At 73.6% G+C, this 23,428-nt stretch carries 23 protein-coding genes; 14 read left to right on the forward strand and 9 right to left on the reverse strand.

Features of this window, described 5'->3' with window-relative positions; all coding sequences use genetic code 11:
• Position 1 precedes the first annotated feature (1 nt).
• Positions 2–736 (reverse strand): SDR family oxidoreductase, encoded by a 735-nt coding sequence (locus tag EAO71_RS21985; RefSeq protein ID WP_399753786.1) that lies wholly within the window; start codon positions 734–736, stop codon positions 2–4.
• A gap of 287 nt (positions 737–1,023) precedes the next feature.
• Here EAO71_RS21985 and EAO71_RS21990 point away from each other — a divergent pair, with 287 nt between their 5' ends.
• The 10 genes from EAO71_RS21990 to EAO71_RS22035 all read left to right on the forward strand — a co-directional run bounded on the left by EAO71_RS21990 (position 1,024) and on the right by EAO71_RS22035 (position 10,119).
• The gene (locus EAO71_RS21990; protein WP_261992277.1) at positions 1,024–1,845 is read left to right on the forward strand and encodes a MerR family transcriptional regulator; all 822 of its coding nucleotides are present in this window, start codon (positions 1,024–1,026) and stop codon (positions 1,843–1,845) included.
• 164 nt (positions 1,846–2,009) lie between these two features.
• Positions 2,010–2,633, forward strand: a complete 624-nt coding sequence (locus tag EAO71_RS21995; protein ID WP_147979546.1) for a DUF6230 family protein — start codon at positions 2,010–2,012, stop codon at positions 2,631–2,633.
• Positions 2,624–3,073, forward strand: coding sequence for a DUF6114 domain-containing protein (locus EAO71_RS22000; RefSeq protein ID WP_147979547.1), 450 nt, complete (start codon positions 2,624–2,626; stop codon positions 3,071–3,073). The genes EAO71_RS21995 and EAO71_RS22000 overlap by 10 nt, the downstream gene beginning before the upstream one ends.
• Before the next feature lie 169 nt (positions 3,074–3,242).
• The gene (locus tag EAO71_RS22005) at positions 3,243–3,893 is read left to right on the forward strand and encodes a hypothetical protein (RefSeq protein WP_147979548.1); all 651 of its coding nucleotides are present in this window, start codon (positions 3,243–3,245) and stop codon (positions 3,891–3,893) included.
• Positions 3,894–4,393: 500 nt separating this feature from the next.
• The gene (locus tag EAO71_RS22010; protein ID WP_147979549.1) at positions 4,394–6,169 is read left to right on the forward strand and encodes a sensor histidine kinase; all 1,776 of its coding nucleotides are present in this window, start codon (positions 4,394–4,396) and stop codon (positions 6,167–6,169) included.
• Entirely contained in the window at positions 6,166–6,567 is a 402-nt protein-coding gene (locus tag EAO71_RS22015) for a roadblock/LC7 domain-containing protein (protein ID WP_030690508.1), read from the forward strand. The genes EAO71_RS22010 and EAO71_RS22015 overlap by 4 nt, the downstream gene beginning before the upstream one ends.
• Entirely contained in the window at positions 6,564–6,917 is a 354-nt protein-coding gene (locus tag EAO71_RS22020; protein ID WP_147979550.1) for a DUF742 domain-containing protein, read from the forward strand. The genes EAO71_RS22015 and EAO71_RS22020 overlap by 4 nt, the downstream gene beginning before the upstream one ends.
• Positions 6,898–7,527, forward strand: coding sequence for a GTP-binding protein (locus EAO71_RS22025; RefSeq protein ID WP_147979551.1), 630 nt, complete (start codon positions 6,898–6,900; stop codon positions 7,525–7,527). The genes EAO71_RS22020 and EAO71_RS22025 overlap by 20 nt, the downstream gene beginning before the upstream one ends.
• Positions 7,524–8,705 carry a cytochrome P450 gene (locus EAO71_RS22030; protein ID WP_147979552.1) on the forward strand — a complete coding sequence of 394 codons (1,182 nt, stop codon included), beginning with the start codon at positions 7,524–7,526 and terminating at the stop codon, positions 8,703–8,705. Before EAO71_RS22025 ends, EAO71_RS22030 begins: the two co-directional genes overlap by 4 nt.
• A gap of 43 nt (positions 8,706–8,748) precedes the next feature.
• Positions 8,749–10,119: a hypothetical protein gene (locus EAO71_RS22035; protein ID WP_147979553.1), complete on the forward strand. Its 1,371-nt coding sequence runs from the start codon at positions 8,749–8,751 to the stop codon at positions 10,117–10,119.
• A gap of 120 nt (positions 10,120–10,239) precedes the next feature.
• On the opposite strand, the gene EAO71_RS22040 is transcribed toward EAO71_RS22035, so the two are convergent.
• The 5 genes from EAO71_RS22040 to EAO71_RS22060 form a co-directional block, all read right to left on the reverse strand.
• The gene (locus tag EAO71_RS22040; protein ID WP_147979554.1) at positions 10,240–11,136 is read right to left on the reverse strand and encodes an alpha/beta fold hydrolase; all 897 of its coding nucleotides are present in this window, start codon (positions 11,134–11,136) and stop codon (positions 10,240–10,242) included.
• Between the two features lie 165 nt (positions 11,137–11,301).
• Complete coding sequence (locus EAO71_RS22045; protein ID WP_147979555.1) at positions 11,302–11,718, reverse strand: universal stress protein; 417 nt, start codon at positions 11,716–11,718, stop codon at positions 11,302–11,304.
• A 1-nt stretch (position 11,719) separates the two neighbouring features.
• Positions 11,720–13,219, reverse strand: coding sequence for an APC family permease (locus EAO71_RS22050; protein WP_147979556.1), 1,500 nt, complete (start codon positions 13,217–13,219; stop codon positions 11,720–11,722).
• A 320-nt stretch (positions 13,220–13,539) separates the two neighbouring features.
• Positions 13,540–13,968 (reverse strand): UBP-type zinc finger domain-containing protein, encoded by a 429-nt coding sequence (locus EAO71_RS22055; RefSeq protein WP_147979557.1) that lies wholly within the window; start codon positions 13,966–13,968, stop codon positions 13,540–13,542.
• 146 nt (positions 13,969–14,114) lie between these two features.
• The gene (locus EAO71_RS22060; protein WP_187282782.1) at positions 14,115–15,314 is read right to left on the reverse strand and encodes a low temperature requirement protein A; all 1,200 of its coding nucleotides are present in this window, start codon (positions 15,312–15,314) and stop codon (positions 14,115–14,117) included.
• Positions 15,315–15,587: 273 nt separating this feature from the next.
• Here EAO71_RS22060 and EAO71_RS22065 point away from each other — a divergent pair, with 273 nt between their 5' ends.
• The 4 genes from EAO71_RS22065 (at position 15,588) to EAO71_RS22080 (ending at position 20,962) form a co-directional block, all read left to right on the forward strand.
• The gene (locus EAO71_RS22065) at positions 15,588–16,448 is read left to right on the forward strand and encodes an ABC transporter ATP-binding protein (protein ID WP_147979559.1); all 861 of its coding nucleotides are present in this window, start codon (positions 15,588–15,590) and stop codon (positions 16,446–16,448) included.
• Positions 16,445–17,425 (forward strand): iron-siderophore ABC transporter substrate-binding protein, encoded by a 981-nt coding sequence (locus tag EAO71_RS22070; protein WP_147979560.1) that lies wholly within the window; start codon positions 16,445–16,447, stop codon positions 17,423–17,425. The genes EAO71_RS22065 and EAO71_RS22070 overlap by 4 nt, the downstream gene beginning before the upstream one ends.
• Positions 17,426–17,431: 6 nt before the next feature.
• Positions 17,432–19,498: an iron ABC transporter permease gene (locus EAO71_RS22075; RefSeq protein ID WP_147979561.1), complete on the forward strand. Its 2,067-nt coding sequence runs from the start codon at positions 17,432–17,434 to the stop codon at positions 19,496–19,498.
• 210 nt (positions 19,499–19,708) lie between these two features.
• Entirely contained in the window at positions 19,709–20,962 is a 1,254-nt protein-coding gene (locus EAO71_RS22080; RefSeq protein WP_147979562.1) for a serine hydrolase domain-containing protein, read from the forward strand.
• A 115-nt stretch (positions 20,963–21,077) separates the two neighbouring features.
• Here EAO71_RS22080 and EAO71_RS22085 read toward each other — a convergent pair whose 3' ends face one another.
• From EAO71_RS22085 to EAO71_RS22095, 3 genes are read right to left on the reverse strand one after another with little or no spacing between them, the layout of a single operon-like run.
• Entirely contained in the window at positions 21,078–21,515 is a 438-nt protein-coding gene (locus tag EAO71_RS22085) for a nitroreductase family deazaflavin-dependent oxidoreductase (protein ID WP_147979563.1), read from the reverse strand.
• A gap of 49 nt (positions 21,516–21,564) precedes the next feature.
• A complete protein-coding gene (locus tag EAO71_RS22090; RefSeq protein ID WP_261992278.1) occupies positions 21,565–21,957 on the reverse strand; it encodes a hypothetical protein in 393 nt (130 codons plus the stop codon).
• Positions 21,958–21,978: 21 nt separating this feature from the next.
• Positions 21,979–23,358 carry a glycosyltransferase 87 family protein gene (locus tag EAO71_RS22095; protein WP_147979564.1) on the reverse strand — a complete coding sequence of 460 codons (1,380 nt, stop codon included), beginning with the start codon at positions 23,356–23,358 and terminating at the stop codon, positions 21,979–21,981.
• Between the last annotated feature and the right edge of the window lie 70 nt (positions 23,359–23,428).

A 23,428-nucleotide genomic window follows, 5' to 3' on the forward strand; every position in this document is an offset into this window, starting at 1 on the left:
GTCAGGAGAGGCCGCCGTTGCTCGTCAGCAGTTGTCCGTTGACCCACTGGCCCTGCGGTGAGCACAGGAAGTCGACGAGGTGGGCGGTGTCCCGCGGGGTGCCGAGGCGGTCGAGCGGCGTCCGGCGACGGACCACGTCGCGCAGGTCGTCGCTCATCCAGCCGGTGTCCACCGGCCCCGGGTTGACGGCGTTGGCCGTGACACCGAGGTGGGCCAGTTCGTGCGCCGCGGCGAGGGTGATCCGGTCCAGGGCCCCCTTGCTCGCACCGTAGGGGAGGTTGCCCACCGTGTGGTCGCTGGTCAGGCTGACGACGCGGCCGGTGCCATGGGGTCCGGCGAAGCGCCGGCCGTACTCGCGGATCAGCAGCCACGTGGCGCGCGCGTTGACGGCGAAGTGACGGTCGAAGCTCTCGACCGTGGTGTCGAGCAGGCCCGAGTCGACCGACTCGCAGTGGCACATCACGAGTGCGGTGACCGGTCCGAGGCGGTGTTCGGCCTCGTCGAAGACACGGGCGGGAGCCTCCGGATCCGCCAGATCCGCCTCGACGGCGGTGGTGGCCGCGCCGGCCTCGGCGAGGTCCGCGGCGATCGCCTCGCTCGCGCCGCGTTGGACGCCCCACGCCATGCGCGCGTCGTACGGGGTCCAGTAGGTGAAGGCGATGTCCCAGCCGGACTCCGCGAGACGCCGGGCGATGCCCGCGCCGATGCCGACGCTGCGGCCGACACCGGTGATCAGCGCCAACGGCCTTGATTCCGCGTGTTGTTGTTCCCGAGAAGACGTCACGGCACGGGATCGTTCGCGACCGCTCCCTGCGACGCAAGCGCATTTCCCCGCACCGGACGCCGGTCAGGCGTCCGGGCCCGGGACGGTGCGCGCAACCCGTACCAGGGCGGACGAAGCCGGTTCGCGGTGCGTCCGCCGGGACCGGCGTGCCCCGGCCACGCAGGCCGGATCACGAGGGTCGGAGGTCATCGGCCGAATCCGTCGGCAGCCGCCCACCCGGCGGCACTAGGCTCGGCGGGGTGAGCAGCGAAGTGGCAGGTCGGACGACGGCGGACGGCACGGCGGGCGCGGCGGCGGGTGCGGAGACGGGGACGGCGGAGGCCGACCGGGGCGTGTGCGGCGCGCGATACCGCCGTGAGGAACTGGCCACCGCGGCCGGCGTGAAGGTCCGGAACCTGCGGTACTACCAGGAGCGCGGACTGCTTCCCCCGCCCCGTCGCGAGGGCCGGATCGCGTGGTACTCCGAGGACCATCTGGCCCGGCTCCGGCTGATCGACGACCTGCTCGGCCGGGGGTACACGGTGAACGGGATCGCCGAGCTGCTGGCGGCCTGGGAGCAGGGTGGCGGGATCTCCCAACTGTTGGGCGTGGAGCGGGAGATGACGCGCGACTGGGTACAGGAGGAGCCGGTCACGGTCGGTCTCGCCGAGCTGCGCGAGATGTTCGGCCCGGCCGCGACGCCCCAGGACACCCGGCGGGCCGCGGCCCTCGAGTACGTACGGGTGGACGGCGACACCGTCACGTTCCCGAGCCGGCGCCTGCTGGAGGCGACGCTGACCCTGGTACGGCAGGGCGTGCCGCTGGCGGAGATCCTCGACGCCGGGGACTTCGTGCAGACACAGGCCGCGGCGCTCGCGGACCGGTTCGTCGCGCTCTTCCGGCAGCACGTCATCGGCCCGGAAGGGCTGGAGCGGCTTTCGGCCGCCCAGTTGGATCACGTCGCGGAGGCGGCCGGGGCGTTGCGCCCGGTGGCAGGCGAGGTCGTGGCCGCGGAGTTCGCCCGCGCGATGGCCCGCCGCGTCGAGGCGGAGGTCTCCGCACTCCTGCGTACGGAGCAGTAGGACTTGGCCGAAAGGGGGCACTCGCGCAACCTTGCCAACCACCATTGGCACTCTTACATTCAACTCCACGGTCATACCGGCGAGTAACGATCACGCGCGCCGTGATCACACCCGTGCCGACCGGTTCGCACTCCACCGCACCCACTCACGCGAGGGGATCCGACATGGAGCACGACTCAGCGGAGCACGACGCGGGCGACGGAAAAGTCAGATGGCGGCGCTTCGCCGTCCTGACCGTCCCGGCCGTCGCCGTCACCGCGGGCCTGGGCATCGCCCTGGCCCAGGGGGCCCTGGCCGCCTCCTTCGCCGTATCCGGCCAGCAGTTCAAGGTCTCCGCCGAGAGCCTGGAGGGTGAGGGCTTCGTCCAGTACGGCAGCGTGGACGTCAACGCCCGCGACGAACTCATCCCGGTCGCCGTCACCGCCATCAGGAAGGCCGAACTCAACAGCCTGTGCCAGTCGGTGGTCACCTCGCTCCCGGTGATCGGCGACGTCTCGCTCAACCTGACGGCCGGCCGGAAGACCCCGGTCGAGGCGACGAACCTCTTCGTCGACGCCACCCAGCTCTCCGGCAACGCGAGCTTCACGAACATCGAGATCGGCCGCGACGCGTCCACCCTCGACAAGGGGCCGGACGACGCCCAGGGCATGCAGGACCTGTTCTCGCAGCAGGCGGACACCGTGCGCATCACCGATCTCCGGCAGACGGCGTGGGCGACCAACGCCGGCACCTTCACCCTCTCCGGCCTGGACCTGAAGATCAGCAAGGGCAAGAAGGAATGCTTCTGACGCCCCTGCGGACGCGGTTCCGGCGATGGCGCCGCAGCCGTCCGTTCTGGGGCGGGCTCGTCGCCGCACTCGCCGGCGCCGAGATCTGCGCCCTGCCGCTCGCCCCCCTGAAGGTCATGCTCACCCAGGGCGTCGCGGGGATCCCGTCCGTCCTGATGGGTCTCGTGATGATCGTGCTGGGCGTGTCCGTCTGGTTCGCTCCGCACTACCGCGGCCTCGCCGGGATCGTCACCACCCTCATCGCCACCGCGGCGCTGGTGCTCTCCAACCTGGGCGGCTTCCTGATCGGGACGCTGCTCGGGATCCTCGGCGGCGGCCTGATGTTCGCCTGGCAGCCGCGCGTCCCCAGGCGCGGCGCACCCGCGGTCCCGGCCGGGTCCGCCACCCCGGCCGAATCAGATCCGACCTCGGCCGAGTCCGATCCGACCTCGGTGTCCTAGCCGACAACGCTGTCACGGCCCGGCGTCCGTGTCCGTCCGGGCACCGGCACGCCCACCCGGGCCGCCGTCGGGTCCCGCCACGGGCGGCGGGGCCGGGCACGACGACACTCCGCACGCTCCGCACCGCGACCATCCCCACACCGCACGACCATCCCCAAGGAGCCCCCTCATGAGCCGCACGCACACGTCCCTCGCCCTCGGGCTGATCGCCGCCGGCGCGCTGACGCTCGGCGCCGCCTCCGCCACCGCCGCCCCGTTACCGCTGGCCGGCCCGACCACGGTCACCCCGGCCGGCCACGCGTTCACGGCCACCCTCAGCGGCAAGGCCACCCTCAAGGCCGGATCGGTCACCGTGACCTGCACGGTGTCCGTCTCCACCGGCTCCGTCCCGGCCGCCCCCGGCAACCAGAACGCCGCCGGCCCGGTCTCCTCGCCGATCTCCGCCCCGACGTACAGCTCGTGCACCGCGAGCCTGCCCGGCGTCACGCCCACCGTGACGACCAGCGGCGCCTGGGCGGTCTCCATGCAGCACGGCACGCCGGTCACGGCCACCATGACCGTCCCGACCGGCGGCCTCGTGGTCCACACGTCCGGCCTGGCCTCGTGCACGGTCGTGGCCGCCCCCACCGCGGCGGCGAGCGTGCCGGGGACCTGGGTCAACGGCTCCCCGTCCACACTGACCTTCACCAACGCCTCGGTCCCGGTCACGGTCACCGGCGGGTTCGGCTGCCCGACGAGCGCGACGACATCCACCTTCAACGCCGTCTACAAGGTCACGGACACCACCGACCCGGCGCAGCAGATCACCGTCACCCCGTAGGTCCCGGGCTCCYCGGCCCGGCCGGAGCGGGACTCCGGCACCGGGCCGGGGAGCAGGCCGGTCATGTCGCCGTCGTGCGGTCGGAGGACGCGGCCGAACGACGGCGCTCACCCCCGCCCGGCAGCGTGCCGCGCAGGACACCCGAGCGTCGCGGGCCGTCTCGCGAGGCCTCGGCACGGCTCGGACGTACCCGGCGTCCTCCCCCTGGTCCGGACGCGGCAGGCAACGCACCGGCTATGACGAGGCATCAGCCCGTGCAACGCGTTGACGACACATCAGGGCACGCGATTCACCCGCCGGTTGGTGGGCGGAAGAGGTCGATCCGCGCCGCGTCGCCCCGGACTGAGCGCATTCTGACCCACATGCTCACACCTGCGGCAAAGTATGCCTTCGAATGAATAGCGATCCGGTCAAGAGAGTTCTCACCTGATCAACAACTCACCTATAGTGCGGTCGTCAGGCCTCCTTCCCGTGTGTGCCCGCTCCCGAGAGTCTGGTTGATGTCGGCGTCGTCCACTCCCTTCCGCCCTGCCCTGATCGCCTCCCTACTGACGGCCGCCGCGGGTGGTGCGCTCGCCGCGGCGGCGGCGGCCGCGGCACCGGCCGAGGTCCGACCCGCACTGGGATGGTTCGCCGCCTGCGGGGTCCTGCTGCTCTCCGCCGCGGCCTTCGCCGTGACCTGGTACGGACGGACCTCCCGCACGCTGAGCCGGCGGGCCGAGACCCTCGCCGCCGAAATCGCCTCCAAGGAGGCGTACTTCAGTCGGCGCACCAGCGACCTGGAACAGACGACGGCGGCCCTGAGGGACCGGTACGCGGCGGAGGCGGCCGCCTCGGAAGCGGCCCGGGCCGCACAGGCCGAGGAGCTGGTCCGCGCCCACGCGAGCGCGATCGAGCGGCTGACCGGTGAACGGAACGCCGAGGTCGAGCGGTTGGAGTCGCGGCTGCGCCGCGCGGAGTCCGGCCGGTCGGCCGCGATGGCGGCCGCGGCCAACGCCGCCGGGCGGATGCAGGCCCTCGCCACCAGCATGCTGGCCGACCTGCGGGAGATGGAGCACCGGCACGCCGACGAGAACGTCCTGACCGACCTGCTCCACCTCGACCACCGCACCGCCCAGGCGGGCCGGCTCGCCGACTCCGTCGCCGTGCTGACCGGAGCCCGCTCCGGCCGGCGCTGGGCCCGCCCGATCGTCATGGAGTCGATCCTGCGCGGGGCCATGGGGCGCATCGGCGGCTACCAGCGCGTCCGGCTCCACTCCAGCAGCGACGCGGCCGTCGCCGGCCACGCGGCCGAAGGCGTCATGCACGCGCTGGCCGAACTCATGGACAACGCGGCCAACTTCTCGCCGCCCACCGCCGAGGTGCACGTCTACGTCGAGGAGGTCCCGGCCGGGATCATCGTCGCCGTCGAGGACAGCGGCCTGGTGATGAGCGACGTGCAGCTGCGGCGCGCGGAGGCCGCCGTCRGCGCGGAGACCCAGGACCTGGCCGGCCTGTCCGGCACGCGGCTCGGCCTGGCCGTGGTGGGACGCCTCGCGCGCAAGCACGGCCTCACCGTGTCGTTCCGCCCTTCGGCCCGCGGCGGCACCGGGGCGCTGCTGATGCTCCCCCAGGAGCTCATCACCCGGATGCCGTTGGAGCCCTCCCCCGCCGTCGCCGACGCCCTGCCCCCGGTGTCCGGCCGAGCGGTGTCGGCCTCCGCGGCACTCCCGAGTCAGGCGACCGAGCGGGACCGGGTCCCGACGCCGCCGGCAGGACCCGAGGCGCACGCCGTCGCTCCCGCGGCGGACGCCGAGCCGGAGACCGTCCACGACACGGCGTCCGAGAGCACAGGCGATCATCCGCGGTTCGGTGAGAGCGGCCTGCCGCAGCGCCGTCGCGGCCGGGCGCTGGCGCAGGCCCACCCCGAGGGCCCGGAGGCGGCCGCCGAGAAGGCCCGCTCGGGGGGATCGCGCGGTGCCGCCGCGGCCGGGGCGGCGACGCGCTTCGGCACCTTCCGCCGTGCGGTCCGGGGCACCGCGGCCGATCCGGGCACCTCGGCCGGACGGCTCCCGTCGGACGAGGACCCCTCGCGTACCGCGGCCGGCGCCGAGCCCGTCGACGCCTCCCGGTCCGAGGAGGCCTCCTCCTCCGCCGCCGGATCCCGTCCCGACCCGGCCGGTCCGGCGGCCGATGCCGCCACCCCGTCCGCATCCTCCGACCAGGCCGTCCGGACGTCCGCCCCGCAGACGCCGCCGTCCTCGAACTCCTCGCTCCCGGAAGGCAATCCGCAATGACCGGCACCACCACCGACGAGAAGCTCAGCTGGCTCCTGGAGGGCCTGCTGGAACGCACCCCGGGCACCCGTCACGCCCTGGTGCTCTCCCGCGACGGCCTCAAGCTCTGCCGCACCCCCGAGCTCTCCGTCGACCAGGCCGACCAGCTCGCCGCGATCGCCGCGGGGATCCAGAGCCTGTCGCACGGTGCCTCCGTGGAGTTCGGCGACGGCACCGGCGGGGTCCGCTCCGCGATGGCCGAGTTCTACGGCGGCATCCTGTTCATCGTGGAGGCGGGCGAGGGCGCCCACCTCGCCCTCGTCGCCGACGAGGACGCCGACGCCGGGCTGGTGGGCCACAACATGTCGGAGCTGGTCGAGCAGCTGGGCGAGTACCTCGTCGCGAGGCCCCGGGGATGAGCGGCGGCAGACCGGGCCGGGACGACTCCCCCGACCGGCTCTACACCCTGACCGGTGGCCGCAGCCGCGCCGGATCCGACGCGTTCGACCTGGTGACCCTCGTGGTCTCCGAGAGCGATCCCGTCCCCGGCATGCAGTCCGAGCACGTCACCATCCTGCGCATGTGCCGTTTCCCGACGGCCGTGGTGGAGGTGGCGGCCGGACTGGGCCTGCCGGTCTCGATCACGCGGATCCTGCTGGCCGACCTCCACGACACCGGCCGGATCAGCGCACGGCATCCCCGCGTCTCGTACCGCCTTCCCGATCCCGACATCCTGGAGCAGGTGCTCGTTGGACTCCGTAACCTCTGAACAGCGCCAGACCCTGCACAGCACCGCCGACAACGGACTGAAGATCGTCGTCGTCGGCGGTTTCGGAGTCGGCAAGACCACCATGGTCCGCTCGGTCAGCGAGATCCGTCCGCTGAACACCGAGGAGACGATGACCCAGGCCGGCGAGGGTGTCGACGACACCGACGGCGTCACCGAGAAGAAGGCCACCACGGTGGCCTTCGACTTCGGCCGGATCTCGCTGGACGACCGCAACGTCCTCTACCTGTTCGGCGCGCCCGGCCAGGAGCGGTTCTGGTTCCTCTGGGACCGGCTGTTCTCCGGCACGCTCGGCGCGGTCGTGCTCGTCGACACACGCCGGCTCGCGGACTCCTGGTACGCGATCGACCGGCTGGAGCACCACGGCACCCCGTTCGTCGTCGCCTGCAACGACTTCGGCGGCCCCGCCCACACCCCGGCCCAGATCCGCGAGGCCCTCGACCTCGCCGACGGGGTCCCCCTGGTCTTCTGCGACGCGCGTTCCCGCGAGTCCAGCAAGCAGGTCCTGATCGCGCTCCTCGAACACCTGCGGACCGTCGTCGCCCCGGACCCCCAGCAGACCCCCCAGCCGATCCCGGAGCCCGCCCCGTGACCCTGCCCGACTCCCCGCCCGTCCCGCTGAGCGGGCCCCGGTTCCAGACCGATCCGATCGAGCTGTACCGGCAGATCCGGCGCGAGCACGGGACCGTCGCCCCCGTCGTGCTGGACGGGAACGTCCCCGCCTGGCTGGTCCTCGGCTACCGGGAACTGCACCAGGTCACCAGCGACCCGGTGCTCTACTCCCGCGACTCCGACCTGTGGAACCAGTGGGACTCCATCCCCGACGACTGGCCCCTGCTGCCCATGATCGGCCGCAAGCAGCCGTCGATCCTCTACACGGTCGGCGAGCGCCACCGCGAGCGCGCCGGGGTCGTCTCCGACGCGCTGGAGGCGATCGACCCGTTCGTCCTCAGGGAGCGGGCCGAGCGCTTCGCCGACGAGCTCATCGACGGGCTGTGCGGCAAGGGCTCGTGCGACATCATCGCCGAGTACGCGATGCTGCTGCCGGTACGGGTGCTGGCCAGCGTCTACGGCTTCGCGGACGAGCAGGGCCCGGGGCTGGTCACGGCCATGAACGACATGATCAACGGCCAGGAGGGGGCGCTGGAGGGCCAGCGTCACCTGGCCGGGTCGATGTTCGCGCTGCTCGCCGCCAAGGCCGAGGCGCCGGGCGACGACGTGGCCTCCCGGATGCTCGGCAACCGGTCCGGGTTCACGGTGGAGGAGGTCGCCCAGGACCTCATGGTGATGATGGCCGCCGGTCACCAGCCCACCGCCGACTGGATCGGCAACTCCCTGCGCCTGATGCTCACCGACGACCGGTTCGCCGCCTCGCTGGCCGGCGGCAGGCACAGCGTGGGCGAGGCGATGAACGAGGTCCTGTGGGAGGACACGCCGACCCAGAACGTCGCCGGCCGGTGGGCCTCGCGCGACACCCGGCTCGGCGGGCGCCGGATCGGCCGTGGCGACCTCCTGCTGCTGGGCCTGGCCGCCGCCAACTCGGACCCGCACGTGCGGACCGACTCCGGGGCCCTCACCGGCGGCAACAACGCCTACCTCTCGTTCGGCCACGGCGAGCACCGCTGCCCGTTCCCCGCCCAGGAGGTCGCCGAGACCATCGCCCGGACGGGCATCGAGGTGCTGCTCGACCGGCTGCCGGACGTGGACCTCGCGGTCTCCGCCGACGCCCTCAGCCGCCGGCCAGCGAGGCGGCGAACCGGTCGTCGGTGAGCATCAGGCGCAGGGAGTTGCCGATCCAGTCGGCGGTGGGCTGGTGACCGGCGGCCATCATCACCATGAGGACCCCCCGCACGCCGCGGACGACCCGCTCACCGGGCTGTGCGCGGTCGTCGACACCCCCTCACCGTTCGCCCCCACGTCGGCACCCCGCACACCGGAGGCCGCGCTCGCCCTGCTCGCCCGCGGCAACCACCTGTGGGCCTGGCCGCTGGGCACACTGCTGTGCTCCGCGACCCCCGAGGCCCTGGCCGCCGTACTGCCCCGCCTCGGCCCCGACGGACCGTGGACCCTCGCCGCCTACCTCCTGCGCCACCGGCCGACACCGCGCCCGCCGTACGCGCACCTCCTCGGCCTGCGCGACCCGCACGCCCTGCGGGTGCTCTCGGAGGAGTCCCGGTGGCTCGACGAGGAATCCGTGCCCCGGCTCCTCGATCTCGCCGACCCCACGAGCGACCTCGCCGTGCTCCGTACCACCGGTGACGCGCACGTGAGCCGCCGCATCGTCGGCCGTCCGGGCGCCCTGGCGGCACGGCTCGCGGCCGAGCTGCGCGCCGACCCGAGCGCCGCCGTCCCCGGCGGCACGCACTGGCTGGAGTCGGCCGAACCCGACCTGATCGAACTCGTCTTCGCCCGCTCGGGCAAACACCTCACCCTGCCCCAGCAACTGGTGGGCTGCCTCAACCTGCTGCGCCACGGCGGCCGCGTCCGGCTCGCCTCCCTGGTGGCCGGCGGGAAGCTCGGCGCCGCCGCGACCCGCCTCTGCGGCACGGCGCTCGCCACCGACGATCCCCACGCGCCCCTCGCCGCTCGCGCCGTGAAGGAACTGGCGCCGGCCCGGCTGGTGAAACGGCTCCGCCGGGCGAAGGGCGAGCACGACACCCGCCACATCCTCGACAGCACACCGGGTGTCCCGCCGTGGGAGGTGCTGGAGGCCGAGCACCGCCGCGAACCGATCCCGCACTGGGACCGGATCGTCCGTCACCCCGCCGCACCGCACGCCTTCCGGCTGCGCCAGGCCGCCCACCTGCCCGCCCTGTCCCTGCGCGCCGTCCCCCTCGGCCCGGAGCTGACCGTCGCCCGGGCGCGGCACGGCGTGGGCGGCCGCTTCCGCGAACCGGTGGACACGCTGCTGGACCAACTCCTGCGCACCGGGCAGCTCACCGGCCGGGACCTCGTCCACGAGGCGGCCCCCGCCGCGGTCGTCCTCGCCTATCTGGGCCGCGCCCGCCGCCGCGCCGACGCACCGGCCGAGGTGCGCACGGCACTGCGGGCGGCGAGCGCCGTGGTGCGCCACGCGCTCGGCGACGACGCCGGTGCCTGGCAGCACGTCTACGCCCGCCTCACCGAACAGACGACGGACCCCGGTCCCGTGGGGCCCGTCGCAAGCCTGTCGGACGGGTGCTGACCGGAGCACGCCCGACCGGATCCGACCCCGCCGTCCCGGGTGCCGAGCCCGGCCGGCCCGCGGGACGCGGGCGAGGGACCGTCCGGCCGACCCTGGCGGACGGTCCCTCGCCCGGCAGGGTCAGCCGGACGCCGCCAGGACCTCGCGCAGGGCCTCCGCGAACTCCGCGGGGGCACCCTGCTGGCCGAACTCGCCGCCCAGGAACCCGCCGTGGTGGCTCGGGAAGACCGCCAGGGGAGTGCCCAGGGCGGCCGCGACCTCGGCCGCGGCCCGCGCGGCGAACTCGCCCTCGGACTCCTTGCCGGCCGCGATCACGATCCGCGTCGACGCGGCCCGCAGCGCGGCGAAGTCGGGCCGGAAGGCCGTGCAGCCGAGCATGTTCTGCCCGAGCAGCGGGTCGTCGCGCGAGCCGTCGTCCTCGGTCGGCAGACCGAAGTCGGCGGGGGACGGCGCGGGCTCCTCACGCCACTCGTCGGGGAACGGGCCCTTGCGGCCGACCGTCGCGATGAACTTCGCCATCGCCGGCCCCGTCCCCTCGCGCAGATAGGTCGCGTGGATGTCCGCGCAGATCGCCAGCGCCGCTTCCCGGTCGGGGAGGACCTGAGCCGTCGGCGGCTCGTGCGCGACGAGGGTCCGGACGAGCGACGGGTGACGCGCCACCAGCGCCAGCGCGTTGACGGCGCCGCCGCTGCTGGCGAACAGGTCCACCGGTCCCGCGGCCAGCGCCTCGATCACCAGACGCAGGTCCTCCGCGTGCTCCTCGGGCGTGGTCTGCGCGGCGCCGTCGGTGCGCACGCTGCGGCCCGCGGCTCTCGGGTCGTAGGTGACCACGGTCCGGTCGGGGAAGTACGAGGCCAGGGTGCGGAACCCGCTGGCGTCCATCGGCGATCCGATCAGGAGCAGTACGGGCTCGCCGGCTCCGGCACCTGCGCCGCCGGTCCGGGCGTCCCGGACGTCGTAGTGCACGGTGGCGCCGTCCGCCTCCACCGTGTGGGTCCGGGTCTCGGGCTCGGTCATGTCTGTTTCCTCCATCGTTCGACCTACACCAGAGCAGACCGTCGACGCGGCCGGAACTCATCGCTCGTGCACCCGGCGGTTCGGCGACCTGTCCATCAGTGCGTCCGGCGCACCCGGACCGTCCTGTTCGCCGGCCCGCCCGCGGCCCGCACCCGCCGGTGCCGGTCAGTCCTCGGGCGGTACGCAGAGCACCGGGACGTCGGACAGGTGCAGGAGCTTGTGCGGGGTGGAGCCCAGGAGCGCGCCGCGCATCGGGCTCTCGCCCCAGCTGCCGACCACGATGACCCGCGCCGAGTGCCGGTTCGCCGCTTCGATCAGGGCCTGCGCCGGCTTCGCGTCGATGACCTCGACGACGCTCGCCACACCCGCCCGGTCGGCCTCCGTGACCGCGTGCTCCAGGCCGGTGCGGCCCGCCTGGCGGATCGCCTCGTAGTGGGACCGGTACTCCTCACCCGTGGGACCGGGTGCGGCGGCGCCGTAGACCAGGACGAGACGCTCGTCGAACGCGGCGGCCACCTCGATCGCGATGCGCAGCGCGCGGGCGGCGCCCGGGGACTCGTCGTAACCCAGCACGACCGACATCTCAGGTCTCCTTGCCGTGGACCAGCTCGGGGTCGACGACACCCGGGCGCTCCGCCCAGAACGCGGGTGCCCGCAGACGCCACACGCACATGATGACGATGCCGACGACGGTGATGCCGATCCCGATGACGAGTGGCGGACCGAGCCCGAACCACGACGTGCCGCTGTACGAGTTCGCCGGATCGGACATGTCGGCGACCGACTTCACCAGCAGCCAGGCCAGCAGCCCGGAGCCGATCAGCGGGCCGAGCCCGATCAGCAGGAAGTTGTGCACGCTCTCGAGGAGGTGGCGGCGGTAGTAGACCGCGCAGGCGACGCCCGTGAGCGCGTAGTAGAAGGCGATCAGCAGCGAGAGCGCGGTGAGCGAGTCGAAGAGGGCGTTGCTGCTGATCTGGTTGACCACGAGGTACCAGGCGATGGCGATGCCGGCGACCCACCACGTGCTCACGTCGGGGGTGCGGAACCGCGGGTTGATGTGGCCGTAGGAGGCGGGCAGCGCCCGGCGGCGGGCCATGGAGAGCGCGGTGCGCGAGGCCGGGATGATGGTGGTCTGGGTGGAGGCGATGGCGGAGGTGGAGACCGCCAGCAGCAGGACCCAGTCCCAGCCGCCGAGGACGTCCGTGGCGAGCTGGGCGAAGACGAACTCCTCCTCGTCGGCGTTCTCGGCCAGGAACGTCGGACCGGCGTAGGCCACCACCGCGAACCCCACGGACACGTACGTCACCAGCAGGATGACGGTCGACCAGAGCCCCGCCTTGCCCGGTGCGGTCTCGGAGTCCTCCACCTCCTCGGTGAGGTTGACCGCCGATTCCCAGCCCCAGTAGATGAAGACGCCGAGCAGCAGCCCGCCGGAGAGCGCCGCGCCGCCGGCGCCGAACGGGTTGAGCCAGCTGAACGAGGGTTCGACGGAGTCGTACTTGCTCGTGCCGGCGTAGACGCTGTAGAGCGCCACGGCCACGAAGACCAGCAGGAAGGCGACCTGCGCCAGGATGAGGACGTTCTGCACCTTGGCGGACAGCTCGGTGCCGATGACGCACACGGCCGTCATCACGATGATGAGCAGGACGGTCAGGAGCTGGCGCACGAAGGCGTTGTCGACCCATCCGTCGAGTCCGACGGCCAGCAGGGCGAAGCTCACGGCCACGTCGGCGAGGGAGCCGACGACCAGGACGCCGGTCATCGCGATGGCCCATCCGCCCAGCCACCCGATCCACGGGCCCATCGCGCGGGTGACCCACGAGAACGTGGTGCCGCAGTCCTGGTCGACCTTGTTCAGGTAGTAGAAGGCGGAGGCGATCAGCAGCATCGGCACGAAGGACGCGAACATCACCCCGGGCGCGTAGATCCCGACGAGGGCCACGATGGGGCCGATGACCGCCGCGAGGGAGTACGCGGGGGAGGTGGAGTTGAGCCCGATGACCAGGGCGTCGACGAAGCCGATCGCGTTCGCCTTCAGGCCCTCGGCCCGGTCTTCCCCGGGTGCGGCATCCTCTGCGGCCATCACTGCCTCGCTCCGCTGTAGCCCGGCATATCCGTCAGAACTGTGACAAGTACGCACTCATGCTAGGGAGGTGCCGTTCTCCGTGCATGTCAGGGAGCGCCGACCGGTGCCATCGGCGCCACCCGCGCGCACCGTTCCGGGGCCGGAGGCCCGGCGCCGCCGTGACATCCGGTGTCCGGGCCGGGGCGGAGGATGTGGGGCCGTTCGTGGCACCCGGGGCGGGTCCCGGCCTCGCGCGCCCGTCCGCGCGACGGAATCCGACGGGGGCCCGGGCGAGGGCTGCGGCCCCCGGCCGGCGCCCGGCGGGGATCCCGGGCCGTTCACCCCGCGTGGCCCGCGGCCGGTCCGCCTTCGGCTCCGTGCTCGGCGGCCGGCGTCTCCGGTTCCGAGGCCCGCACCAGGAAGAGTTCGTCGGGGAAGCACCAGGCCCAGTCCTCGTCGCGGGCGAGGGAGACCACCACGGGATGCTCGGTCGCGGCGTGGTGCGCGTACGCGTGACCGCCGCGGGAGCTGTCGCAGCAGCCGACGTGGCCGCAGGACGCGCACCACCGGAGCCGTACCCAGTCCCAGCCCCGCTCGACGCACTCCCGGCAGGCCCGAGGCCCCTCGCCGATCGGCGGCAGGGGCACGGTGCCGGCGTGGACGCAGGACCGCCCCGAGGGCCGGCCACCGTCGGGCGCGACCCTCCAGACCAGCGGAACCCCTGCGGATCCCGCCCCGTCGGGGGCGGGACGGGCGTCATGCGACATGGAGCCTCTCTCGGTCGTCCTCGCCCTTGGTTCGCCCGGGGTACCGCATCCGGATGCAGCGCGTCCGCCCGCCGCGTGTCCGGCGCCCGCCGCGAAGGCCGGACGGCGGCCCTCGCCCGCCGCGGGCGCCTCCCGCTCCGGGCGGGTCACGCCCGGCCGGGCTGCGGGGCGTTGCGGCGGCGGAGCAGGGCGCGGGCGTACAGCAGGTGCCCGACCGCCTCGCCGGCGATCAGCAGGACCACCAGCCACGGGGCCAGGTGATCCGCCCCGAGTGCCACGAGCACGGGGATCGCGATGCCGGGTACCGCCCACACGGCCACCCGCCGCAGTGGGCGGCGGAACCGGAGGGCGATCGTGGCATGGGCCGCGTGGTAGAGGGCCAGACCCCCGGCCAGAGCCCAGACGGCGCCGCGCGGAAGGTGGGGGTGCCCGGCCTCGTCCACCGCCGTCGCCAGTCCGCCGGCCATGCACAGCACGGCCGCGGTGACGAAGAAGTGCAGGAAGCCGCCCACGTCCCGGGCCAGCAGGTACAGCTCGCGGCCCTTCACGGAGCCGAAGACCAGTTCGGCGGAGGTGGCGGCGAAGTCGAAGTACGACCACCACAGCGCCGCGAGCAGGACGAAGCCCAGCAGGGCGACGACCGTGGCCTGCCCCGTCCAGTGGTGGTCGAACGAGGTCACCAGGGCGATGACCGACTCGCCCAGCACGATGATGACGAAGAGGCCGACCCGCTCCACCAGATGGCCGGTGTCGATCTGCCCGGGGATGCCGCGGCCCCGGGCGGTCAGGAGCAGCACCATCTCGGCGACGATCAGCGCCGCCCACATCCAGTACCGCCACGGCGAGGGCACCGCCGCGGACACCGCCCACAGGACGCCGGAGCCCAGGCAGTAGCTCAGGGGGCGCCAGCGCGGCACGCGCAGGGGATCGGGGAATCGCGTCGCGGGCCACCACAGTCCGAGCAGCACGAGACGGGTTCCGGCGTAGCCGAGGGCGTAGGCCGCGCTCCGGTCACCGGTCGCCTCGGGGACGGCCGCCGCCATCACCGCCAGGCACAGCATCGCGAACAGCATGAGCAGCCGGCGCCGGGCCGTGTCCTCGGCGAAGAGGTTCGCCGAGACCGTGAGGTTGACCCACATCCACCACGGCGGGAAGTACAGCGCCAGGAACAGGGCGAAGTCGGCGAGGTCCGGGTCGCCGTGGAGCTGATGGGAGAGCTGGGCGGCCAGAGCCACGAAGACGAGGTCGAAGAACAGCTCCAGCCACCCTGCGTGGCGCTCCCGGGGGACCTCCGCCGCGGCGCCGGCCGCCGCACGGGGCTCCCGGGGTTCCTGGGGTCCGTCCACGTGGTCCGCCCGGTCCGCTCGAGTCCCCCGCTGGATCTGACCTCCGTATGACACCACGGCACGTCCGCAGGCGCCTGCGACGGCACGGCGTCGGCCCACGCGCCGGCGCCGACCCGGGTGGACGCCGTCGGCCGGTCCGCTCCGGTTCACTCCGGTTCACGGAGGGACTGGTGAAGGGGCGTCACGACCGTCGCGACCTTGGCCGGATTCTCCCTTGCCGTCGACCGATCGGACCCCTTTCAAGATCTAGTAAGGATAGGCTAACCTTTCATCGTGCTTGCTGGTGAAGAGACCTCCGCGGCCGGACGCCCCCGTGGTCATCAACTGTCGGCCACGGGTGTCACCGTGGCGTACGAAGGCGTCGACGTCGTCCACGATGCCGAGCTGACGCTGCGGCCCGGCGAGGTGACCGTCCTCGTCGGACCCAACGGCAGCGGAAAATCGACCCTCCTGCGGACGATCGCCCGGCTCCAGCAGCCCAGGACCGCCACCCTTCTCCTCGACGGGGACACCGACGGACTCGCCCTGGGCACCCGCGACTTCGCCCGCCGCGTCGCCCTGCTCACGCAGGGCCGCCCCACCCCCGGCGGACTGACGGTGCGCGACCTCGTCGAGTTCGGCCGCTACCCCTACCGGGGACGCTGGGGCAAGGCCGACCCCGACGGCCGGGCCGCGGTGGACCGGGCGCTGGCCATGACGGGCGTCACCGAACTCGCCCACCGCGGTGCCGAGCACCTCTCCGGAGGACAGCTCCAGCGCGTCTGGCTGGCCGGCTGCCTCGCACAGGAGACCGGCGTCCTGCTCCTCGACGAGCCCACGACCTACCTGGACCTGCGCTACCAGGTCGAACTCCTCGACCTGGTACGCGACCTGGCGGACGACCACGGCATCGCCGTGGGCGCCGTCCTGCACGACCTCGACCAGGCCGCGGCCGTCGCCGACCGGATCGCCCTGCTCCACGCGGGACGGATCGTCGCGCACGGCCTCCCCGAGGACGTCCTCACCGCCCCGCGGCTGACCGACACGTACGGCATCCGCATCGAAGTCGACACCGACCCCCTCACCGGCCGGCTGCGCACCCGCGCCATCGGCCGCCACCACACGCGAAACGAAAGGCTCAGTCCCACCCCATGAGACGCCTCCTTCTCACCGCAGCCGCCGCCACCGCCGCGGCGCTCACCCTGACCGCCTGCGGGACGACCGAGCCCGCCGCCGACGACGCGAAGAAGCCCACCGAGCGCATCACGCTCACCGACGCCTCCGGCACCAAGGTCGAGCTCGACGGTCCCGCGAAGAAGGTCGTCGGCACGGAGTGGAACGTCGTCGAGAGCCTCGTCTCGCTCGGCGTCGACCCCGTCGGCGTCGCCGACGTCAAGGGCTACAAGACCTGGGACACCGCGGTCCCGCTCAAGAACGACCCCAAGGACATCGGCACGCGCGGCGAGCCGAGCATGGACACCGTCGCCCAGCTCGCCCCGGACCTCATCGTCGCCACCAGCGACCTGCCGCCGGCCGCCGTCAAGCAGCTCCGCAAGATCGCCCCGGTCCTGGAGGTGCGCCCCGCCGACGCCTCCGACCCGATCGGGCAGATGACGAAGAACCTCGACCTCATCGCGCGGGCCACCGGCACGACGGAGAAGTCCGCGCAGCTCAAGCGGCAGTTCCAGGCGAAGCTGGACGAGGGAAGGAAGGCCCTGGCCGCCGCCGGCCTCGCCGGTGCGAACTACGCCTTCGCCGACGGCTACGTCGTCTCCAACCAGGTCTCGATCCGGCCCTACACCAGCGGCTCGCTGATCGGCGCGGTCAACGAGAAGCTCGGCCTGAAGAACGCCTGGACGGTCAAGGGCGACGAGAGCTACGGCCTGGCCGCCACCGACGTCGAGGGCCTCACCAAGCTCGGCGCCGACGTGCAGTTCGCCTACATCGGCAGCGACGGCGACAAGAACAGCACCCCGTTCGCCGGCGTCCTCGCCAAGGACAAGGTCTGGACGTCGCTGCCGTTCGTCAAGAAGGGCGACGTCCACCGCCTGCCCGACGGCATCTGGATGTTCGGCGGCCCCGAGTCGATGGGCAAGTACGTCGACTCCGCCGTCGCCGCGCTCACGAAGTAAGGGCCCATGACCGTCACCGCGACCACCCCCGCCACCCGTCCGTCGACGGCCACGTCCCGGACGGGCGCGGCCGCGGTGACGGCCGGTCTGATCCTGCTCGTCACGGCCCTCGCGGTCGTGGACATCACCCAGGGCACCGCGGCCGTCGGCGCCCCGGAGGTGTGGAAGGCCCTCACCGGAGGGGCCGACCCTGCCGACGCCTCCGTCGTCGTCGCCTCCCGGCTGCCCCGCATGACCGCGGGCCTCCTCGTCGGCGCCGTGCTCGGCATGGCCGGCGCCGCCCTGCAGGCCGTCAGCCGCAACGTGCTGGCCTCACCCGACACCCTCGCGGTGAACGCCGGTTCCTATCTGGCACTCGGCCTGGTCGCCGTCACCGGCGTCTCCCTGCCGCTGTACGCCTCCTCCGGCGTCGCGTTCGCCGGCGGACTCGCGGCGGCCGCCGTCGTACTCGGCCTGTCCGGCCTCGGCACCGGCACCGTCCGCCTCGTCCTCGCCGGCAGCGCCCTCACCCTCGGCCTCACCGCCGTCACCGAGGGAATGCTGCTGCTGTTCCCCCGGGAGACCGAGGGCCTCTACCAGTGGAACCAGGGGAGCATCGCGCAGAACGGCTTCGACGGCGTCCTGCAGATGGCGCCGATCGGGCTCGCCGGGCTCCTCGGGCTCCTGCTCCTCACCCGGCGGATCGACGCCCTGGCCCTCGGCGACGACGCCGCCCGCGGCCTCGGCGTCCCCGTCCGCGCCACCCGCGTCACGGTCGTCGTGCTGGCGTCGCTGATGTCGGCCGCGGCCGTCACCCTCGCGGGACCGATCGGCTTCGTCGGACTGTGCGCCCCCGCGCTCGTGCGGCCCCTGGCCCGCCGGGTCCGCGCGTTCGCCCGGACGCGCGCCGGACTGCCGGCCGCCGGCCTGGCCGGCGCGGCCCTGGTCCTCGGCTCGGACGTGCTGCTGCGTGCGGTCGTGCCCGCCGACACGGCGGTCGCCGTGCCGACCGGCGTCGTCACCAGCCTCGTCGGCGCCGTGTTCCTGATCGTCATGGCCACACGCGTCCGGGACTCCGCCGGCGCGGCGGAGGCCGACCGGCTGCGGATCAGGACCCGCGGCCGCTTCCTCGCCGTGACCGCCGTGCTGGTGGCGGCCGTCCTCGGGGTGGCGATCGCCTCCGTGCTCCTGGGCGACAGCAAACTGCTGCTGGGCGACGTGCTGAACTGGCTCCAGGGCCGGGCCGGACGGACCGTCACCTTCGTGCTCGACACCCGCGTCCCCCGCGTCCTCGCCGCGCTCCTCGCCGGAGCGGCGCTCGCCCTGGCGGGCACCCTCGTCCAGGCCGTGACCCGCAACCCGCTCGCCGAACCCGCCGTCCTCGGCGTCTCCGGCGGCGCGGCCCTGGGCGCCGTCCTGCTCGTGACCACCGTCCCGCTCGCCGGGTCGTGGGGCGTGGCCGGAGCGGCGTTCGCCGGCGCCGCGGTCAGCTCGGTCCTCGTCTTCGGCCTCGCCGCACGCGGCGGATTCCGGCAGAACCGGCTCGTCCTCGTCGGCTTCGGCGTGGCCACCGGAGCGGCGGCGCTGATCAGCATGCTGATCATCCTCACCGACCCGTTCAACGCGACCAAGGCCCTCACCTGGCTGTCCGGCTCCACCTACGGACGGACCCTGCCGGACGTGGTGCCCCTCGCGCTCGTGCTCCTCGTCGGCCTGGCCGCCGCGGGCATCCGGCGCACCGAGCTCGACCTGGTGTCGCTCGACGAGGACACCCCGCGGCTCCTGGGGCTCAGCCTGGGGCGCGGCCGGCTGGGCTTCCTCGTGCTGAGCGTCGTGCTCAGCGCGACCGCCGTGGCCGCCGCGGGCACGATCGGCTTCGTCGGTCTCGTGGCACCGCACGCGGCCCGCGCGCTCGTCGGCCGGCAGCACGCCCGGGTGGTGCCGGTCGCGGTGCTGCTCGGCGCCACGCTGGTGTGCACCGCCGATCTGGTGGGCCGCACCGTCATCGCCCCGGCCCAGCTCGGAGCCGGCCTCATGACCGCGGTGATCGGCACGCCGTACTTCCTGCACCTGCTCGTCCGCAGCCGCCGCTAGGCGGTGTCCTGTCGATCACGCCGGAAGCCCGGCAAGATCGGCAGGACGCCCCCAGACCGTGTCCGGAGAGTCCCGTCCCCGCCCAGGACGCCCGCTCCGGCWGCGGGCGCCCTGCGGCGTCCCCGTCGTTGTGCACCACATGGGCGGGGTCGGCGGCCACTCCCGGAGTGTTCGGCGCGACGGCCGGGCGCCTGCGGACATAGTTCGGGCATGACACGCACCCCCCACACCACCCGCGTGCGCACGCGGGCGCGAGCCGTCAGCACGGCCCTGCTGTGCGCCGCACTCCTCGCCGTCACGGTCCCCGCCACCGCCGCCGGACCCGCGTCCCCCGCGGGCCCCGGCAACCACGGCGGACGCGACTGCGTGCGGACCCAGCGCCCCCTCGGAGCGCAGGGCCGCCAGATCCTCGGCATCACCCGCAAGGCGAAGGACGAACTCCGGCTGAAGGCCGTGGAGCTGCGGGTCACGATCGACGGACGCGAGGTCGTCACCGACGCCCTCGGCGAGTCCATGACCGGCGTCCCGGCCGAGCCGGACATGCACTTCCGCGCCGGATCCGTCGCCTTCGCGCACATCGGCACGACCCTCCTGCAACTCGTCGACGAGCGGAAGGTGCGCCTCGACGACACCGTCGAGCGCTGGCTGCCCGACCTGCCGAACGCCGGCAAGATCACCCTGCGCATGCTGGCCACCAACACCACCGGCCTGCACGACTACGTCACCGACCCGGCCTTCGGCGCCGAGCTGGGGCCGCATCCGTTCCGCCAGTGGACGCCCCGGGAGCTGCTCGCCTTCCCCTTCAGCCACTCGTTCTGGTACCCGCCGGGCACGAGCTGGAGCTACTCGCACGCCAACTACCTCCTGCTGGTCGAGGCGTTGCAGAAGATCACCGGTACCCGGATCGACGAGCTGGTGAAGCAGCGAGTGACGGGCCCCCTCGGTCTGCGCGACACCCAGAACAACTTCACCCCCGACATCCCGGGTCCCGTCCTGCACGCCTTCACCTCCGACCGCGGTCTCTACGAGGAGTCCACGTTCTGGAACCCGTCCTGGACCACCGCGCCCGGCGCGGTCATCACCACCCACGTCTGCGACCTGGCCCGCTCGGTGGAGGGCATCGGCAGCGGTGAACTCCTGTCGCCCCGCGCGTACCGCACCCTGGTGAATCCGGGCACGGTCGGTCTCGGCGGCGCGTCCGCGACCTGCCCCGCCTCGATCTGCCTGAAGCAGACCGAGGCGAAGCACTTCGGCGTGGGCGTGATCGTGGTGAACGGCTGGGTGCTCCAGAACCCGTCCTTCTCGGGGTACGCGGCCATCCAGGCCTACCTGCCGGCCAAGCGGCTGGCCATCGCGGTCTCCACCACCAAGACCGCGGACACCCCCGACGGCAACACGGCCGAGGTGGTCGCCACCCGGATCGCGGCCGCCCTGGCCCCGGAGGCCCCGCTCGCGATCGAGTGACGCGAGGCACGGACGAAGCGGGAAGGGCACGCGCGCCGGGCCCTTCCCGCCCGGTGGCCGGCCCCGCCCCGCCGCGGCCCTTCGCCGCGGCCCGTTCGCGCCTCCCCGGCGGTGCCTACTGGGTGCGCTCGACGACGAAGACGGGGATCTCGCGGTCGGTCTTGCGCTGGTAGTCGGCGTAGTCGGGGAACGCGGCCACCGCCCGCTCCCACCACGCCTGCCGCTCCGCGCCGCTGACGATCCGGGCCTTCATGTCCCACACCTGCGGACCGTCCCGCAGCTCGACCTGCGGGTGCGCGACCAGGTTGTGGTACCAGACGGGATGCTTCACCGCGCCGCCGTTGGACGCGACGAGGGCGTAGGCACCCTCGTGCTCCACCCGCATGAGCGGCGTCTTGCGGATCTTGCCGCTCTTCGCGCCGAGGTTGGTCACGAGGACGACGGGAAGACCCCGCATCGTCGTGCCCTTCGTGCCACCGGACGACTCGTAGAGCTCGACCTGGTTCCGTACCCACGTCGACGGACTGGGCTCGTACTCACCTTCGAGCGGCATGGTTCTCCTTCTTCCGGACCCGGCGTCGCCGGGTCTCCCTGCTACGACGCTAACCGAGCCGGCGCCCCGTGAGCAGCCACCGTCGGCGCGGCCGCTCCGTGACGAGCGTGGCGGCGGCCAGCAGGGTGACGAGGACGGCCGCCCACGCGGGCCAGGCGAACCAGGCGGAGACCACGGCCGCGGCGAGCTGGAGCAGGACGAGCAGGACCGTGACCCACCCCGGTACCGCGACGATCACGCTGTTCTTGTCGCCGGGTGTGGAGAAGAGCGTCGGCAGTCCGATCAGGACCACCACGGACAGCACGGCGAGCACCCAGGAGTGGCCGGCCAGCGCCCACGGAGTGGCCACCCAGGCGACGAGCTCCGTGGCGAATCGCAGCACGGACGCGAGGCCGTCGTCCGGTCTTCCGTGGGCCGTCGCCCCACCCGCGTCAGACGTCACGCGCCCTCCCCCCGGCAGAAGTCACCCGCGGACGATCTCATGCCCGGCCGGGGCGCGCCAGGGGGCTGCGGGCCGGCGCGCGGCGCGGCCGCGGCCCCACCAGCCACCGCACACGGCGGCCGCCGCGACGCCGTACCCGGCCGTCGTCGCATCGGGCACGAGGTACGCCACCGCGCCGGCGAGGGCTACGGCCAGCCACTCCCACCGGCCGTCCAGCGCCACCAGGGCGACGAGCAGGAGGGCGTACCAGGAGTAGCCGGGGGTCAGCAGGAGGAACGCGACCCCGAGTGTCACCAGCGCGCCGCTCCACGGGCGTCCGGGATCGCCTCGCCACCAGATCGCCAACGCGAGCGCGGCCAGTGCCGCCGCCGACGCCACGAGCGCCCAGGCGTCCGGCAGCACGAGCCGCAACAGCGCGTACCTGCCGCCGGCCGAGGCGTCGTCGTACCCCTCCTCCCGCGCGTATCCGCCGAGGTAGCCCAGGACGGAGCCTTCCGACAGGAGGACGTACGGCAGGTACAGCGCGACGACCGTCGCCGCCGCCGGTGCCAGGACCGCCAGGGCGGTGCGCGGCTTTCGCACACCGGTGAGAGCGCCGGGAACCAGCAGGGCGGGCAGCAGCTTCGCCGCGACGGCGAACCCCAGGAGGACCCCGCCCGCCACCCTCCGCTGCGCCACCACGGCCAGCGCGGCGACCGCGAACAGCACGGCGAGGACGTCGACATGGGCGTTGTCGACGCCCTCGACCGGTACGGCCGGGCACCAGGCCCACAGGGCCGCCCGCCACGTGGGACCCCGGCGGCGCAGCACGACGATCAGGAGTCCGGTCACGGCCAGCGAGAGCAGGGCACCACCGGTCTGGAGCGCCTTGTGGCGGGAGGCGGCCGGGGACAGCGTGTGCACCAGCAGGAACCACCCCTCCGCCACCGGCGGGTAGACGGTGTGCACCGCCGGCCGGTTGATCCGGGTGCATCCGCCGCCGGCGACCGGCGCCAGGTCCGGGTCCTCCCGGGCGCACACCGTGGCGCCGGGGAAGAGCCACGGATCGCGCAGCCCCGCGAGCGCGGGGTCGGAAGGCGTGTGGTCGTACGGGGAGACGCCGGCGGCCTGCACCCTGCCGTCCCACGCGTAACGGTAGGAGTCCGTGCTCGTGCGCGGCGCCGCCACCAGTCCGGACGCCGTGACCGCGACCGCGCCTGCCAGCACCAGCGGGACGACCGCACGCGCGGGGACCCGGCGCAGACACACGACGGCCGTGGCGAAGAGCAGCCACGCGGCCGTGTACCCCGCCAGGAAGCCGGGTCCGCGCGCGCCCCCGTGGAGCAGCGCCGCGACGACTCCGGTCAGGGCCGCGAGCAGCAGGACGGGCGGAACCACGGCGGCGGGACGGGCGCGAGTCATGCGCGCAGCCTGGCAGCGGCCGCCGTGCCGCGACGGGCGACCCGTCGGAGCGTTCGGGTTTCGTAAGGTG

Origin of the sequence: Streptomyces sp. MS191, assembly GCF_008042125.1 — a bacterium.
GTDB lineage: Bacteria > Actinomycetota > Actinomycetes > Streptomycetales > Streptomycetaceae > Streptomyces.

What these genes read in the sequence shown, in the direction of transcription:
- EAO71_RS21995 (WP_147979546.1), top strand. Translation starts at nt 2,010, where the DNA reads ATGGAGCACGACTCAGCGGAGCACGACGCGGGCGACGGAAAAGTCAGA.
- EAO71_RS22000 (WP_147979547.1), top strand. Translation starts at nt 2,624, where the DNA reads ATGCTTCTGACGCCCCTGCGGACGCGGTTCCGGCGATGGCGCCGCAGC.
- EAO71_RS22005 (WP_147979548.1), top strand. Translation starts at nt 3,243, where the DNA reads ATGAGCCGCACGCACACGTCCCTCGCCCTCGGGCTGATCGCCGCCGGC.
- EAO71_RS22015 (WP_030690508.1), top strand. Translation starts at nt 6,166, where the DNA reads ATGACCGGCACCACCACCGACGAGAAGCTCAGCTGGCTCCTGGAGGGC.
- EAO71_RS22020 (WP_147979550.1), top strand. Translation starts at nt 6,564, where the DNA reads ATGAGCGGCGGCAGACCGGGCCGGGACGACTCCCCCGACCGGCTCTAC.
- EAO71_RS22040 (WP_147979554.1), bottom strand. Translation starts at nt 11,136, where the DNA reads ATGACCGAGCCCGAGACCCGGACCCACACGGTGGAGGCGGACGGCGCC.
- EAO71_RS22045 (WP_147979555.1), bottom strand. Translation starts at nt 11,718, where the DNA reads ATGTCGGTCGTGCTGGGTTACGACGAGTCCCCGGGCGCCGCCCGCGCG.
- EAO71_RS22050 (WP_147979556.1), bottom strand. Translation starts at nt 13,219, where the DNA reads ATGGCCGCAGAGGATGCCGCACCCGGGGAAGACCGGGCCGAGGGCCTG.
- EAO71_RS22055 (WP_147979557.1), bottom strand. Translation starts at nt 13,968, where the DNA reads ATGTCGCATGACGCCCGTCCCGCCCCCGACGGGGCGGGATCCGCAGGG.
- EAO71_RS22070 (WP_147979560.1), top strand. Translation starts at nt 16,445, where the DNA reads ATGAGACGCCTCCTTCTCACCGCAGCCGCCGCCACCGCCGCGGCGCTC.
- EAO71_RS22075 (WP_147979561.1), top strand. Translation starts at nt 17,432, where the DNA reads ATGACCGTCACCGCGACCACCCCCGCCACCCGTCCGTCGACGGCCACG.
- EAO71_RS22080 (WP_147979562.1), top strand. Translation starts at nt 19,709, where the DNA reads ATGACACGCACCCCCCACACCACCCGCGTGCGCACGCGGGCGCGAGCC.
- EAO71_RS22085 (WP_147979563.1), bottom strand. Translation starts at nt 21,515, where the DNA reads ATGCCGCTCGAAGGTGAGTACGAGCCCAGTCCGTCGACGTGGGTACGG.
- EAO71_RS22095 (WP_147979564.1), bottom strand. Translation starts at nt 23,358, where the DNA reads ATGACTCGCGCCCGTCCCGCCGCCGTGGTTCCGCCCGTCCTGCTGCTC.